Below are 14,748 nucleotides of genomic sequence, written 5' to 3' on the forward strand. Positions count from 1 at the left end.
GCTCACCGGACAGCCCGGCCGATGCGGTCGAAGGTCCCGCCGTCGCTGAAGTGAATACGCTGGGCCTGCGCCCAGCCGCTGAATTCCCGATCCACGGTCACGAGCTCCATCGCCGGGAATCGCGTGGCATTGGCGGCGAGGACAGCCTCGTCTCGCGGCCGGTAGAAGTGTTTCGCGACGAGGGCCTGGCCTTCGGCAGCGAACAGCCCCTGGAGATAGGCCTCCGCCGCGGCCCGGGTGCCGCGCCGGTCCACGTTGCGGTCGACCACCGCGACCGAGGGTTCCGCCAGGATGGAAAGCGGGGGGTAGACGATCTCGAACCGGTCGGTCCCGAATTCCTGAAAGGCGAGATGCGCCTCGTTCTCCCAGGCGAGCAGGACGTCGCCCTGCGTGCGCTGTGCGAAAGTCGTGAGGGAGCCGCGCGCGCCGGTGTCGAGCACCGGCACGTTGCGGAAGAGCCGTGTCAGGGCCTCCTCGGCCGTGGCATCACTGCCGCCGGGCTGCCGCTTCGCCCAGGCCCAGGCGGCCAGGTAGTTCCACCGCGCTCCGCCGGAGGTCTTCGGATTGGGCGTGATGACCGAGACGCCCTCGCGCATCAGATCCGGCCAGTCGCGCAGGTTCTTCGGGTTCCCTTTGCGGGCGAGGAAGACGATGGTGCTGGTGTAAGGGGCGCTGTTATGCGGCAGCCGCCCGATCCAGTCGGCGGCGATGAGGCCGCGCGCAGCGATCTCATCCACATCGTAAGCCAGGGCCAGGGTCACGACATCCGCCTGCAGCCCATCGATGACGGACCGGGCCTGCCGGCCGGAGCCGCCATGGGAGGAATTGACCCGTAGGGTCTGGCCGGTCCGCGTGCGCCACGAGGCGGCGAAGAGCGTGTTGTACTCGCGATACAGTTCGCGCGTCGGATCGTAGGAGACATTCAGGAGGGTCTGCGCGGACTGGGCGGTTGCGCCCTTCGCCAGGAAGGCAATTGGAAGCGCCAGCGCCGCGCGGCGACCGAGATCAAGGGGAGCGGAGGCGGTCCGGCGGTGTTCGAGAAGGGGCATGTGTCACCTCTCCAAGGCCGTCGCAGCCCTTGGCTGCCCGATCGTTGCTTTACTGATTAGTGGACGTGGTCCGTCCTGCCCTCCATCACAAGGCCCGGCTAGCCTGTGGCACCGAGGAGCCTGCGCTCCCCGGCATTATCATTTACAGATCAGTAGGATACCGACTGACCACCCCCCGAAAACGGGTCAGCCCCAGCCCTTCACCAGCGCGTCGATGGCCTGCAGCCGCCCGACCAGCGCCTCGAAATCCTTTAGCGGCACCATGTTGGGCCCGTCGGAGGGGGCGTTGTCCGGGTCCTCGTGGGTCTCGATGAAGACGGCGGCGACGCCCACGGCCACGGCCGCGCGCGCCAGGGTCTCCACGAATTCGCGCTGCCCGCCCGAGGAAGTCCCCTGCCCGCCCGGCTGCTGCACCGAATGCGTGGCGTCAAAGACGATGGGCAGGCCCGTGTCGCGCGCCATGATGGGCAGCGCGCGCATGTCGCTGACCAGGGTGTTGTAGCCGAAGGAAGCGCCACGCTCGGTCAGGAGCACGCGCGGGTTGCCCGCGCCCGTCACCTTGGCCGCAGCATTCTTCATGTCCCACGGCGCGAGGAACTGGCCCTTCTTGATGTTCACCACGCGCCCCGTGGCCGCGGCAGCCAGCAGCAGGTCCGTCTGGCGGCACAGGAAGGCCGGGATCTGCAGGACGTCCACCGCCTCGGCCACGGGTGCGCATTGCGCGGCATCGTGCACGTCGGTCAGCACCGGCAGGCCGAGCGTCTCGCGGATCTCGGCGAAGACCTCCAGCGCCTTGTCGAGGCCGATACCGCGCGCCGCCTTGGCCGAGGTGCGGTTCGCCTTGTCGTAGGAGGTTTTGTAGATCAGCCCGAGCCCACGGCGCACCGCGATCTCCTTCAGGGCCGAGGCCGTCTCCAGCGCATGGGCGCGGCTTTCCATCTGGCAGGGGCCGGCGATGAGCGCGAGCGGCCGGCGGTTGCCGAGAGTGACAGGGCCGATGGCGACGTCGACGTCTTGCATGCGGAAATCCTCAAGAGAGGCCTGCTGTGTAGGGGCAGCCGCGCCCGGCGCCAACCGCGACATGGCACCTCTCCCATGGCGGCATGACGGCCGCTCACCTCGGCCCACTCCGCCCGCCCTCGCGGCCCATTTCTTGACCCACCCCACAAAGGCGGTTAACCGCCGATGTTTGCAGGCCAATGCTTTCGGGGGCACCTTGACGCTTCTTATCACGGGTGGGTTTGGCTTCATCGGCTCCGCCGTCGTGCGCCGTCTTCTGACGGCGACCGACCATGCGGTCGTCAATATCGACAAGATGACCTACGCGGCCACGCCGGCCACGCTCGGCATGCATGCGGGCGATCCGCGCCATGTCCACATTAAGGCCGATATCTGCGACGTGGAGGCGATGCGCGCGGCCTTCGCCACGCACCGGCCGAGGGCAGTGATGCATCTTGCGGCCGAGAGCCATGTGGATCGTTCCATCGATGGGCCGGCGGAGTTCATTCGGACGAACGTCGTCGGCACGCAGGTGCTGCTGGAAGCCGCGCGCGAGTACTGGAACACGCTGGAGGGAGAGGCCAAGGCCGCCTTCCGCTTCCACCACGTCTCCACCGACGAGGTCTTCGGCTCGCTCTACCCGGGCGACGCCCCCTTCACGCCCGAGACGCCCTACGACCCGCGCAGCCCTTACTCGGCCAGCAAGGCAGCCTCGGATCATCTGGTCCGCGCCTGGAACCACACCTACGGGTTTCCGTCCTTCGTCTCCAACACGACGAACAATTACGGCCCCTGGCAGTTCCCCGAGAAGCTGATCCCGCTCGTCACGCTGAACGCGCTGGAGGGCAAGCCGCTCCCCGTCTACGGCGAGGGCACCAATGTCCGCGACTGGCTGCATGTCGAGGATCATGCCGAGGCACTGGTGCTGGCACTTCTGAACGGCACGCCGGGCGCCACCTATTGCATTGGCCCCCGGCAGGAGCGCACGAACCTCGAGGTGGTGAAGGGCATCTGCGCCGTGCTCGACCGCCTGCGCCCCGATCCCGCCGGCCCGCGCGAACGCCTCATCACCTATGTCCGTGACCGGCCAGGCCACGACTTTCGCTATGCGATGGACCCATCGGGTGCGGAAGACGCCCTCGGTTGGAGACCTCGCCATGGCTTTGAGGACGGGCTGGAGCACACCATCCGCTGGTATCTCGACAACGAGGCGTGGTGGCGGCCCATCCGCGACAAGGCCTATGCAGGACAAAGGCTGGGGAACAGCAAATGAAGGGCATCATCCTCGCCGGCGGCTCCGGCACCCGGCTGCACCCGATGACCCTGGCGGCGAGCAAGCAGCTCCTTCCGGTCTACGACAAGCCGATGGTCTATTATCCGCTGGGCACGCTGATGCTCGCCGGCATCCGCGACATCCTGCTGATCTCGACGCCGGCCGATCTGCCGAGCTTCAAGCGCCTGCTGGGTGACGGCAGCGCCTTCGGCGTGAAGCTTTCCTACGCCGAGCAGCCCTCGCCTGATGGCCTGGCCCAGGCCTTCGTAATCGGCGCCGACTGGATCGGCGGCGAGGCCTGCGCCTTGGCGCTGGGCGACAACATCATCTACGGCGAGGGCCTCTCGGAACGCCTGCTGAGCGCCGCGGCCCGCGCCCATGAGGGCGAGGCCACCGTCTTCGGCTATCGCGTCGCCGACCCGGAGCGATATGGCGTGGCGGAGTTCGATGAAACCGGCCGCGTCATTTCGCTGGAGGAGAAGCCCACCGCCCCCAAGTCCGACTGGGCGGTGATCGGCGTCTACTTCTACGACAAGCGCGTCACCGAGCTGGCCCGCCAGGTCGTGCCTTCGGCACGCGGCGAATTGGAGATCACCGACCTCAACGCGATCTATATGCGCGATGGCACGCTGCGGGCGGAACAGCTGGGCCGCGGCTGCGCCTGGCTCGATGCCGGCACGCCCGCGAGCCTGCTCCAGGCCGCGACTTTCGTGCAGACGGTGCAGGAGCGGCAGGGCCTGCAGGTCGGCTGTCCCGAGGAGATCGGTTTCCGCCGCGGCTTCCTCACCGCCAACGAACTGCGCGCGCGCGGCAAGGCGCTCGGCAAAACAGCCTATGGCCAATACCTCACTGAGTTGGCCGACGGAGAATTCGCTTGAAGGTCACGCCCCAATCCATCCCCGAGGTGCTGCTGATCGAGCCGAAGCGCTTCGGTGACGCGCGGGGCTTCTTCTCCGAGGTCTGGAAGCGCAGCGCACTCAAGGGCCAGGGCTTCGACGTGGAGTTCGTGCAGGACAACCACAGCCTCTCGCGCGAGGTTGGCGTGCTGCGCGGACTGCATTTCCAGCGGCCGCCCTCGGCCCAGGGCAAGCTGGTGCGCGTGGTGCGCGGGCGCATCCTCGACGTCGCGGTCGATATCCGCCTGGGCAGCCCGACCTACGGCCAGCACGTTGCCTGCGAGCTTTCCGCGGAGAACTGGCAGCAGCTCTGGGTGCCGCGCGGCTTCGCGCACGGGTTCCTGACGCTCGAGCCTGACACCGAGGTTCTCTATAAGGTCGATGCCGAGTACGATGCGGCGGCCGATGGCGGCATCGCCTGGGACGATCCGGCCCTGGGCATCAACTGGTCCCTGCCGGCCGGCGGTCCCGTCCTGTCCGACAAGGATCGCGTGGCACCTCGCCTCGCCGAAATCGCCCCGCCCTTCCCCGAAGGATCGGTCTGATGCGACGCATCCTGGTCACCGGCAAGGGCGGCCAGCTTGCTACCGGCCTGGCCGACAGCCTGCCTGCCAAGGGCTTTGAGGCATTGCTGGTCGGGCAGCCGGAATTCGAATTCGACAAGCCCGGGACGGTCGCCGCGCATTTTGCGGAGCTCAAGCCCGATGCGGTGGTGAACTGCGCCGCCTGGACCGCCGTCGATGCTGCCGAGGATGACGAGGCCGGCGCCTTCCGCGCCAACGCCCTGGGCCCTGCCCTCCTCGCGAAGCTTTGCGCCGAGGCCTCGATCCCGCTCGTCCAGATCAGCACGGACTATGTCTATGACGGGCTGAAGGGCTCGCCCTACGTCGAGACCGATGCACCCAACCCGCTCGGCGCCTATGGCCGCACGAAGCTTGCCGGGGAATGGGCCGCGCTGGCCGGCAACCCGCAGACCACGGTGCTGCGCACGGCCTGGGTCTTCGCGCCGGTCGGCAAGAACTTCGTGAAGACCATGCTAGCGGTGGGCGCCACGCGCCCGGAGCTGCGCGTGGTGGCCGACCAGCATGGCCATCCCACCGCGGCACCTGATCTTGCGGATGCGATCGCCGGCGTGCTCGGCCGCCTTCGCGCGACCGGCTGGCAGCCCCAGTATCGCGGCGTCTTCCACGCCATGGCGTCGGGATCGGTGACCTGGCATGGCTTTGCGGAAGCCATCTTCGCGGCGGCTCAGCCCTATGGCGGGCCGCAGCCGAAGGTCCATCCGATCGCCACGCACGAATACCCCGTGAAGGCCGTGCGCCCGACGGATGGGCGCACCGAGGGGAGCAAGCTGCGGGAGACCTTCGGCGTTGCGCTGCCCAGCTGGCAGCAAGGGCTGGATCGCGTGATGAAGGCGCTGCACGCCTGACCCGGCGCCTCGGCGCCGAGGACCTCAGAACTGACGCCCGGTAACCGCGAGGTCACCGGGCTCTCCAGATCAGACGCCAAACGGGCGCCTGTCGCGATGGCCATTCTCCCGTTCCAGGGCATGTCCGGCGGCCAGCACGAAGCTGTCCGACCAGGGATGCCCCACAAGCTGAGCGGCCACCGGCAGCCCGCCCTCACCGAAGCCCGTGCACACCGTCACGCCGGGCCAGCCGGTGAGATTGAACGGGATGGTGAAGCCCGGCCTCTCGATGCTCGCCCACTTCGACACTTCGCGGATTTTCGGTGCCTCGCCGGGCTGGGCCGCGGTGATCAGCAGGTCGATGCCCGACGTCGCGGCGAAGCTCCGCTCGATGAGCGAGCGGCGCTTGCGCTGTGCCTGGATATAGTCCCCGGCGGAAAGCAGGCCGCCGAGCGCGAGACGACCGCGCAGGCCCTCGCTATACTTCATCGGACGCTCGCGCATCCATTTCTCGTGGATCGCCCAGGCCTCGGCCATCAGGATGAGCCAGCCGGCGGCATTGAACTCCTGCAGGCTCGGCAGCTTCACGTCCACGATCTCGGCGCCCAGCCGGCGGAAGATCGCGCAGCTCTCCTCGATGCCGCGCAGCGTGGCGTCGGAGACGCGGTGGTCCGTCTCATGGAAATGCCGGATCACGCCGATGCGGCGTCCGCGCATGTCCTGCTCGATATCGAGCTTCAGCGCCGGGCGGTCGACGCTGCCGGGATCGGCGGGATCGTGCCCGGCCATCGCCTCCAGCAGGATCGCGCAATCCTCCGTGGTCCAGGCGAGCGGCCCCGCATGATCCAGCGTCTGCGCGAGCGGAAGAATGCCGCGGCGTGAGCAGAGGCCGTAGGTCGGCTTGATGCCCGCGATGCCACAGAGCGCCGCCGGCCCGCGGATCGATCCGCCCGTATCGGATCCCGTGCCGCCCAGCACCAGGCCGGCCGCCACCGCCGCCGCCGTTCCGGAGGAGGAGCCGGCCGTGAAGCGCTCCGTGTCCCAGGGGTTGCGTGCGGGCGGCCAGGGCAGGTCGAAGCTTGGGCCGCCGAAGGCGAATTCGTGGGTGGCGAGTTTGCCCAGCAGCACCACGCCGGCCTCGCGCCATTTCGTGACGGTGACCGCGTCGCTGTCGGGCACATGGTCCTGCATCTGCGCGGAATGGCCCGTCGTGGCGATGCCGGCGGTCGTGTAGATGTCCTTGTGGCCGATGGGGATGCCGTCGAGCCTGCCCTTCAGCGTCCCGGCCATCTGCCGTTCCTCGGCCGCCCGCGCATCCGCCATCGCGCGTTCCTCGGTCACGAGGATGAAGGCGGCGAGCTCCTCGTTCCGCTTGGCGATTCGAGACAGGCAGTCCCGGGTGAGCTCGACGGGGGAGACTTTCTTAGCAGCAATAAGACGCGCAGCCTCCGCAATGGTCGGGATCATGCCTCTTCTCCCGTCGCGAAGGTGAAGGCCGGCTCGGCGGCCAACGGCACCGCCGGCTCGCGCAACAGGGCGGCCATCGCCAGCACCTTGGCATGGGCCTGACGCAGATCCTCCACCTCCGCCGGCGGCAGCGAGATGCCCGCCTGTGCCAGCAGCACGGCCAGGTGCTCGGGGGAAAGCATATCGGGCATGGAACGTCCTAAGCTGTTTTGCCAAAATAGAGTGCCACGCTTGCAGCATGTGCGAAGCGGAGAGTAGCTTCGAGATCAGAAAATTTCTTGGGAGTAGAGTGCTACAATGAAAGTCGGCGACGCGATCGCGGAAATCATGAAGCGCGAGGGCATCGAAGTGCTCACGGGCTATCCGGTCAATCACCTCATCGAGAACTGCGCGGCGATCGATATCCGCCCCGTCATGGTGCGCCAGGAACGCATCGGCCTGCACATGGCGGACGCCATCAGCCGCGTGACCAGCGCCGACAAGCTGGGCGCCTTCTGCATGCAGCACGGCCCGGGCGCTGAGAACGCCTATGGCGGCGTCGCCCAGTGCTTCGGCGAGAGCATTCCCGTGCTCGTCCTGCCGATGGGCTATCCGCGCCGCATCGCGCATGTGCCGCCGAACTACAACAGCTCCATCCAGATGCGCGGCATCACCAAGTCGGCCGAGCCGATCATGAGCGCGGCCGAGGTGCCGGCCATCATGCGCCGCGCCTTCGCGCGCCTGCGCAACGGCCGCGGCGGCCCCGTGGTCGTCGAGATCCCGACGGACATGTTCAACGAGGAGATGCCCGCGGACTGGACCTATGAGCCCGTCCTCAAGACGCGCTCCGGCCCGGACCCGATCGACGTGAAGCGCGCGGCCGAGATGCTGGCCAAGGCGCGCCGCCCGGTGATCTACGCCGGCACGGGCGTGCATTGGGCGAAGGCCTGGCCGCAGCTGCGCGAGCTGGCCGAACTGCTGGGCGCGGCCGTGACGTCGAGCCTCGGCGGCAAGTCCTCCTTCCCCGAGGATCACCCGCTGGCGCTGGGCTCCTGCGGCCTCGCCATCTCGAAGCCGGTCCGCCACTTCCTCGACAATGCGGACGTGATCTTCGGCATCGGCTGCTCCTTCACGGAGACCAATTTCGGCACGAAGATGCCGAAGGGCCCCAAGATCATCCACTCCACGCTGGACCCCGATCACCTCGAGAAGGACCAGCCCTGCGAGATCGGCCTGATCGGCGACGCCGCCCTGGTGATGGATGCGCTGCTGGTCGAGCTGAAGGGCCTCATCAAGGAGGCGCGCCCGCACAAGCCCGTGCAGGACGAGATCGAGGCCGTTCGCGCGCCCTGGCTCGCCGAATGGGCGCCCAAGCGTGACTGCAATGACTCGCCGCTGAACCCCTATCGCGTGCTGCGCGACCTGTGGAACACGGTCGATGTCGACAACACGATCATCACGCATGACGCCGGCTCGCCGCGCGATCAGCTCACGCCGTTCTGGGTGTCACGCACGCCGCTCTCCTACCTGGGCTGGGGCAAGACGACGCAGCTCGGCTACGGCCTCGGCCTCGCGATGGGCGCCAAGCTCGCCGCGCCGGACAAACTCTGCATCAACGTGTGGGGCGACGCGGCCATCGGCTTCACGGGCATGGACTTCGAAACGGCGGTGCGCGAGCGCATCCCCATCATGTCCATCCTTCTGAACAACTTCTCCATGGCGATCGAGCTGAAGGTGATGCCTGTCAGCACCGAGAAGTACCGCAGCACGGACATCAGCGGTGACTATGCCGCGATGGCCCGCGCCTTCGGTGGCTACGGCGAGCGCGTGGAGAAGGTGGAAGACATCATCCCCGCCATCCAGCGTGGCATTGCCAAGACCAAGGAGGGTATCCCGGTGCTGCTCGAATTCATCACCTGCAAAGAAACACAGGTTTCGAGACTCTGATGGCGAGCGTCGAGATCCGCGACGTACGTAAGGCTTTCGGCAGCACCGCGGTGCTGCATGGTGTTTCTGTCGATATCGAGGACGGCGAATTCGTCGTCCTCGTCGGGCCCTCGGGCTGCGGCAAATCCACGTTGCTGCGCATGCTTGCAGGTCTCGAGAACATCTCCGGAGGCGAAATCGCCATCGGCGGGAAGGTGGTCAACACCGTCCCGCCGAAAGACCGGGACATCGCGATGGTGTTCCAGAACTACGCGCTCTACCCGCACATGACCGTCTTCGAGAACATGGCTTTCTCGATGAAGCTGGCCAAGGCCTCGAAGGAGGTCATGCAACGGGAGGTGGAGCGCGCGGCGAAGATCCTGGGCCTCGAGCAGCTGCTGGACCGCTATCCCCGGCAGCTCTCGGGCGGGCAGCGCCAGCGCGTCGCCATGGGTCGCGCGATCGTGCGCGATCCGCAGGTCTTCCTCTTCGACGAGCCGCTGTCCAACCTGGACGCCAAGCTCCGCGTGCAGATGCGGTCCGAGATCCGGGAGCTGCATCAGCGGCTGCGGGTCACGACCGTCTATGTGACGCACGACCAGATCGAGGCCATGACCATGGCCGACAAGATCGTGGTCATGGAGCTCGGCCATATCCGCCAGGCGGGTCCGCCGCTCGAGCTCTACGACAGGCCGGCGAATGTCTTCGTCGCGGGCTTCATCGGCAGTCCGGCGATGAACCTGCTTGAAGGGCGCATCGAGAATGGTGCCTTCCTCACGCCCGACGGCGTGAGCTGGCCCCTGCCCGCGCAGCCGGCGCCCGACGGCCCGGCCATCTACGGTATCCGCCCCGAGCATTTCCGCCTCGCGGGTGATGGCATGCCGGCGCGCGTGGTTCTCGTGGAGCCCATGGGCAGCGAGACCCAGGTGATGATGCGCATCGGCGAGACCGCCGTGAACGGCGTCTTCCGCGAGCGCATCTCGGCCAGGCCTGGCGACATCATGCCCGTCCTGCCGGCCGCGGCACTGACGCACCTCTTCGACAAGGGGACCGGACTCCGCATGTAACTGCTCAGATCGCATCACAGGGAGGTATAAAAAAATGAACACGAACGTCACCCGCCGCGAACTGGCGGCAATCGGCGCCACGACTCTCGCATCCACCCAGGCTTTGGCCCAGATTCCGACCGCCAATGTTCCGCCGCTGGAACTCCGTCCGGAAGCGGGCGCCAGCCTGCGCATGCTCCGTCCCGTCCGCTTCGTGCAGCCCGACGAGGACGTCTTCCGCGCGAATTGCGCGCGCTTCACCGCCGCGACCGGCGTCCAGGTCCGGGTCGACTTCGTCGGCTGGGAGGATATCGCGCAGCAGACCGCCGTCACCGCCAATACGGGCGCGGGGCCGGATCTCATCATCGGCTTCAATGAATCGCCGCACGTCTATGCGGATAAGCTGGTCGATCTTACCGACATCGCGAATTACCTCGGCAGCAAGTATGGCGGCTGGAAGCCGCTAGCCGAACGGTATGGCCGCCGCAATGCCAGCACGTCCTGGATCGGCATTCCCTTCGGGGCATCCGGCGGCCCGCTCGTCTGGCGGAAATCCGCGGTGAACGAGGCCGGCTTCGAATCCATCCCCGACGACCATGCCGGCTATCTGCGCCTCTGCCAGAGCCTGAAGCGCATCGGCAAGCCGGCCGGCTTCGCGCTCGGCAATGCGGTGGGCGACGGCAACGGCTTCGCCAATTGGCTCGTCTGGTCGCATGGCGGCAAGCTCGTGAACGAGGACGGCAGCGTCGGCATCAACAGCCGCGAGACAATCGCGGCGCTGAACTACCTGCGGGAGCTCTACCCGACCTTCATCCCGGGCACGCTGGCCTGGGGCGACATCAGCAACAATCGCGCCTATGCCTCCAACGAGTGCTTCCTCACCGCGAACGGTGTCTCTTTGTATTTCGCGTTGAAGAACGATCCCGCTACGGCGGCCATCGCGGCCGATACCGAGCATTCGCTGCTGCCCAAGGGCATCGCCAGCACCTCGCCGATGGCGGGCCTCACGCTCAACGGGATGGTCTTCAAGCACAGCCGCTTCCCGAATGCCTCGAAGGCACTCCTCGCCTTCCTGATGGAGGCGGAGCAGTACGACCCGTGGCTGCAGGCCAATCTCGGCTACTGGGCGCAGCCGCTGAACGCCTACAATGACAGCGCGACCTGGAAGGGCGACCCCAAGGTCTCGATCTTCCGAAACACCATGGATAGCGGCTTCTGGCTTGGCTACCAGGGCCCGATCAGCGAGGCCTCTGCGGCCGCGACGGCGGATTACGTCATGGTCCAGATGTGCGCTTCCGTCGCTTCGGGCCAGGCCACGCCCGAAGCCGCGGCCCGTGAGGCGGAGCGGCGCGCGGCGCGGTTCTTCCGTCGACGCTGAGCGCCCCGGCGCCAGCCCACACCCAGACCCGCGCGGCCTCCGCCGCGCGGGAACAGGCCAGACGGAGCCCTTCGACCATGGATGCCACCCTCACAACGCCGCATTGGTCCAAGAACCGGCCCGAGCCGGGTCTGCTGGTGCGCGTTTTCGACAACAAAGCCTTCCTGATCTTCGCCTGCCTGCTGCCGGCATTGGGCCTCCTGACGGTCTTCCTGACCTATCCACTTGGCCTCGGCATCTATCTGGCCTTCACCGACACGACGATCGGGCGCCGCGGCGTCTTCGTCGGGCTCGAGAATTTCACCTTCCTGTTCACCGATCCGATCTTCTGGGGCGCCGTTTTCTTCAGCGTCTTCTACACGGCGGTGGCCACGATCGGGAAATTCGGGCTGGGCCTCTGGCTCGCGCTGCTGCTCAACCAGCACCTGCCGTTCAAGTCGATCCTGCGGGCGATCATCCTCCTGCCCTGGATTGTGCCCACGGTGCTTTCCGCCATCGCCTTCTGGTGGATCTACGATCCGCAGTTCTCGATCATCAGCTACGTGTTCAAGGAACTGGGCTGGCGCACGACGAACATCGACTTCATCGGCAGCGAATGGCCGGCGCGCTTCTCCCTCATCGCCGCCAATATCTGGCGCGGCATTCCCTTCGTCGCGATCTCCCTGCTGGCCGGGCTGCAGACGATCTCGCCCTCGCTCTACGAGGCTGCGCTGCTGGACGGCGCCACGCCCTGGCAGCGGTTCCGCTTCATCACTTTCCCGATGCTGCTGCCGATCCTCGCGATCGTGATGACCTTCTCGATCATCTTCACCTTCACGGACTTCCAGCTGGTCTACGCCATCACGCGCGGCGGCCCGGTGAATTCCACGCACCTGCTGGCCACGCTCGCCTTCCAGCGCGGCATCCCCGGCGGCGAGCTCGGCGAGGGCGCGGCGATCGCGGTATCGATGATCCCCTTCCTCGTTTTCGCGACGCTCTTCAGCTACTTCGCGCTCGCACGCCGCAAGTGGCAGCAGGGAGAAGGCAATGACTGATCACGCCCGCTCCTTCGCCCCCGACGCCCCCTTCCCTCTGACCGTTCCCGCGAGGACCGCGCCATGAGCAATGCATCCACCGCCGCGCCGGAGACCATGCAGTGGGACAGCCGTGCGCGGCGCATGGTCGTCCTCTACCTGCCGCTGGCCTGCTTCCTGATCATCCTCCTCTTTCCGTTCTATTGGATGGCGATCACCGCTTTCAAACCGGACGGCGAGCTCTACGACTTCGCCACCCACAATCCTTTCTGGATCACCTCGCCCACGCTGCAGCACATCCGCAAGCTGCTGTTCGAGACGGCCTATCCGCGCTGGCTCATGACGACGATGGGCGTGTCGATCGGCGCGACCATCATCTCGCTCTTCGCCAGCACGCTGGCGGCCTATGCGATCCAGCGCCTGCGGTTCCGGGGAAGCCAGTATGTGGGCCTGGCCATCTATCTGGCCTATCTCGTCCCGTCGTCGATCCTGTTCATTCCGCTGGCGACCATCGTCGTGCAGCTGGGCCTGTTCGACAGCCCCTTCGCCCTGATCCTGGTCTACCCGACCTTCCTCATTCCCTTCTGCACCTGGCTGCTGATCGGCTATTTCAAGTCGATCCCCTACGAGCTGGAGGAATGCGCGCTGATCGACGGCGCGACGCGCCTGCAGATCCTGCGCCAAATCACACTGCCGCTGGCGGTACCGGGGCTCATCAGCGCGGGCATCTTCTCCTTCACCCTGAGCTGGAACGAGTTCATCTACGCGCTCGCCTTCATCCAGAGCAGCCAGAACAAGACCGTCCCGGTCGCGATCCTCACCGAGCTCGTGACGGGCGACGTCTATCAGTGGGGCGCGCTCATGGCGGGATCGCTGCTGGGATCGCTGCCGGTCGCGATCTTCTATTCGTTCTTCGTGGACTACTACGTCAGCAGCCTTACCGGCGCGGTGAAGGAGTGACGCTGACGGGCGCGGCAACGGTTTTAGTGGTGCGGGACATGACGACCAGCCTGCACCACTACCGTGACGTGCTCGGCTTCGAGATCAGCTTCGAATGCGGCGAGCCCCCCTTCTATGCGGGGCTCTGCCGCGACCAGGTGGAACTGCACCTCATCTCGGCAGACCGGGCGACACGTCGGCCCGGCGCCGGTGCCGTCGCGATCTTCGTCGATGAGGTGGATGCGCTGCAGGCCGGGTTCGCGGCCAAGGGTGCACGAATTCCGGTGCCGGTTCAGGACCGTCCCTATGGGATGCGCGATTTCTCGGTCGTGGATCCTGACGGCAACCAGCTCACCTTCGGCATGGGCACCGGGACGGCGGCCCGCTGAAGCGGGGCCGCCGCAGTCAAATCAACGCGACTGATGTTCCGCCAGGGCGAGGCGCGTCTGGCGCTCCGCCGTGGCGAGATGCGCCGCGCCGTTGCGCCGCGTGCGCTCGGCCTGCGAGGAATCGCACTGATAGTCGTCGAACAGCGTGCTGCGCGGGTTGGTCACTTCCATCTTCGCCCGCACACGGCACACGAGGCGGCGCGTGGAGGCCGGGCTGCCGCCGTGCCAGCGGCGCAGCGCCTCCGACCAGCTTCCCGTCTCGGCCGCCCAGCGCGCCATGATGCCGCCGGCCCAATCCGCCGAGCGGACCGGGTCGAGCGGCCAGTAGGAATTGCGCGCATGGACGCGGGCATTCACCTGGACGCAGCCGGCCATGATGCTGCGGCCCGCGGGCGCGCCGGAATAGAGCGCCCGGGCAGCACTTTCCGTCTCGGGGAAATGCGCGCGGCCGCCGATCGAAAGCGCATAGGCGTGAAGCCCGCTCTCGGCGAGGGCAATGGCGGTGAGAAGGCCCTGCGGCAGGCCATGGACCTCCTCCGCACGGCGAGTGGCCGCGAGGCAGGCGGCGCGCGGCGAGGTGTCGCCCGAGGGCATGCCGGCGCGCATATCCGGGCCGATGACGGGGATCAACTCGTGCGGGGCGTCCCGCATCCGGGGCTGCGCCTGGATCCGGGCGACCGAAGTCCGCTGATGGGTCCGGCTGGCCACGCGCACCCGGGCCTGGGAATTGCGGTTCGTTTGGGTGGCCGAGGCCCGGCGGTCCTGGGGCGGCGTGGCGCGGACGGTCGATCGGGCCGGCGCCGAGACGTTACGATGCGCTGGTGCGCTACGTGCAGCCGGGTTGCGCTCGGCTGCCTGGCCGGCGGACATGGAGAAGCCCATCGCGCCCATCAGGCATGCGGCGAGGGCCCCGAGGGCAAGAAGGCGGCGGAACCTCCGGCGTTTCCAAGGCCGCCGCGTTCCGAAAAGCTTCGAAACGCGGGGCG

15 protein-coding genes are annotated in these 14,748 nt (G+C 67.3%); 10 read left to right on the plus strand and 5 right to left on the minus strand.

Going from position 1 to position 14,748, the window contains the following annotated elements:
- Positions 1–2 precede the first annotated feature (2 nt).
- Together KHU32_RS12025 and kdsA are read right to left on the minus strand one after the other, a co-directional pair.
- Positions 3–1,049, minus strand: coding sequence for a sulfate ABC transporter substrate-binding protein (locus tag KHU32_RS12025; RefSeq protein ID WP_213670326.1), 1,047 nt, complete (start codon positions 1,047–1,049; stop codon positions 3–5).
- A gap of 186 nt (positions 1,050–1,235) precedes the next feature.
- The gene (gene kdsA / locus KHU32_RS12030; protein ID WP_213670327.1) at positions 1,236–2,069 is read right to left on the minus strand and encodes a 3-deoxy-8-phosphooctulonate synthase; all 834 of its coding nucleotides are present in this window, start codon (positions 2,067–2,069) and stop codon (positions 1,236–1,238) included.
- 196 nt (positions 2,070–2,265) lie between these two features.
- On the opposite strand from kdsA, the gene rfbB reads away from it, so the two are divergent.
- Genes rfbB through rfbD form a run of 4 tightly spaced genes read left to right on the plus strand, consistent with a single transcriptional unit; the run spans position 2,266 to position 5,646 of the window.
- The gene (gene rfbB / locus KHU32_RS12035; RefSeq protein WP_213670328.1) at positions 2,266–3,321 is read left to right on the plus strand and encodes a dTDP-glucose 4,6-dehydratase; all 1,056 of its coding nucleotides are present in this window, start codon (positions 2,266–2,268) and stop codon (positions 3,319–3,321) included.
- Positions 3,318–4,199: a glucose-1-phosphate thymidylyltransferase RfbA gene (rfbA, locus tag KHU32_RS12040; RefSeq protein WP_213670329.1), complete on the plus strand. Its 882-nt coding sequence runs from the start codon at positions 3,318–3,320 to the stop codon at positions 4,197–4,199. Before rfbB ends, rfbA begins: the two co-directional genes overlap by 4 nt.
- Positions 4,196–4,762, plus strand: coding sequence for a dTDP-4-dehydrorhamnose 3,5-epimerase (rfbC, locus tag KHU32_RS12045; protein ID WP_249680983.1), 567 nt, complete (start codon positions 4,196–4,198; stop codon positions 4,760–4,762). The genes rfbA and rfbC overlap by 4 nt, the downstream gene beginning before the upstream one ends.
- Entirely contained in the window at positions 4,762–5,646 is an 885-nt protein-coding gene (gene rfbD, locus KHU32_RS12050; RefSeq protein ID WP_213670330.1) for a dTDP-4-dehydrorhamnose reductase, read from the plus strand. Before rfbC ends, rfbD begins: the two co-directional genes overlap by 1 nt.
- Before the next feature lie 69 nt (positions 5,647–5,715).
- Here the strand turns inward: rfbD and KHU32_RS12055 are convergent, their stop codons facing one another.
- Both KHU32_RS12055 and KHU32_RS12060 read right to left on the minus strand, forming a co-directional pair.
- Positions 5,716–7,092 carry an amidase gene (locus KHU32_RS12055; RefSeq protein WP_213670331.1) on the minus strand — a complete coding sequence of 459 codons (1,377 nt, stop codon included), beginning with the start codon at positions 7,090–7,092 and terminating at the stop codon, positions 5,716–5,718.
- Positions 7,089–7,283, minus strand: a complete 195-nt coding sequence (locus tag KHU32_RS12060; protein ID WP_213670332.1) for a hypothetical protein — start codon at positions 7,281–7,283, stop codon at positions 7,089–7,091. Before KHU32_RS12060 ends, KHU32_RS12055 begins: the two co-directional genes overlap by 4 nt.
- Positions 7,284–7,389: 106 nt before the next feature.
- Between KHU32_RS12060 and KHU32_RS12065 the strand changes: the two genes are divergently transcribed.
- The 6 genes from KHU32_RS12065 to KHU32_RS12090 all read left to right on the plus strand — a co-directional run bounded on the left by KHU32_RS12065 (position 7,390) and on the right by KHU32_RS12090 (position 13,762).
- Positions 7,390–9,018, plus strand: a complete 1,629-nt coding sequence (locus tag KHU32_RS12065; protein ID WP_213670333.1) for a thiamine pyrophosphate-requiring protein — start codon at positions 7,390–7,392, stop codon at positions 9,016–9,018.
- Positions 9,018–10,064 (plus strand): ABC transporter ATP-binding protein, encoded by a 1,047-nt coding sequence (locus KHU32_RS12070; protein WP_213670334.1) that lies wholly within the window; start codon positions 9,018–9,020, stop codon positions 10,062–10,064. The genes KHU32_RS12065 and KHU32_RS12070 overlap by 1 nt, the downstream gene beginning before the upstream one ends.
- A gap of 34 nt (positions 10,065–10,098) precedes the next feature.
- Positions 10,099–11,421, plus strand: coding sequence for an ABC transporter substrate-binding protein (locus tag KHU32_RS12075; protein ID WP_213670335.1), 1,323 nt, complete (start codon positions 10,099–10,101; stop codon positions 11,419–11,421).
- A 77-nt stretch (positions 11,422–11,498) separates the two neighbouring features.
- The gene (locus KHU32_RS12080) at positions 11,499–12,455 is read left to right on the plus strand and encodes a carbohydrate ABC transporter permease (protein WP_213670336.1); all 957 of its coding nucleotides are present in this window, start codon (positions 11,499–11,501) and stop codon (positions 12,453–12,455) included.
- A 63-nt stretch (positions 12,456–12,518) separates the two neighbouring features.
- Positions 12,519–13,394, plus strand: a complete 876-nt coding sequence (locus KHU32_RS12085; protein ID WP_213670337.1) for a carbohydrate ABC transporter permease — start codon at positions 12,519–12,521, stop codon at positions 13,392–13,394.
- A gap of 29 nt (positions 13,395–13,423) precedes the next feature.
- Positions 13,424–13,762 (plus strand): bleomycin resistance protein, encoded by a 339-nt coding sequence (locus tag KHU32_RS12090; protein ID WP_347265557.1) that lies wholly within the window; start codon positions 13,424–13,426, stop codon positions 13,760–13,762.
- Between the two features lie 21 nt (positions 13,763–13,783).
- On the opposite strand, the gene KHU32_RS12095 is transcribed toward KHU32_RS12090, so the two are convergent.
- Complete coding sequence (locus tag KHU32_RS12095) at positions 13,784–14,632, minus strand: hypothetical protein (protein WP_213670339.1); 849 nt, start codon at positions 14,630–14,632, stop codon at positions 13,784–13,786.
- Positions 14,633–14,748 lie beyond the last annotated feature (116 nt).

The sequence above is a fragment of the Roseococcus pinisoli genome, assembly GCF_018413645.1.
In the GTDB taxonomy this organism is placed as follows: Bacteria; Pseudomonadota; Alphaproteobacteria; order Acetobacterales; family Acetobacteraceae; genus Roseococcus; species Roseococcus pinisoli.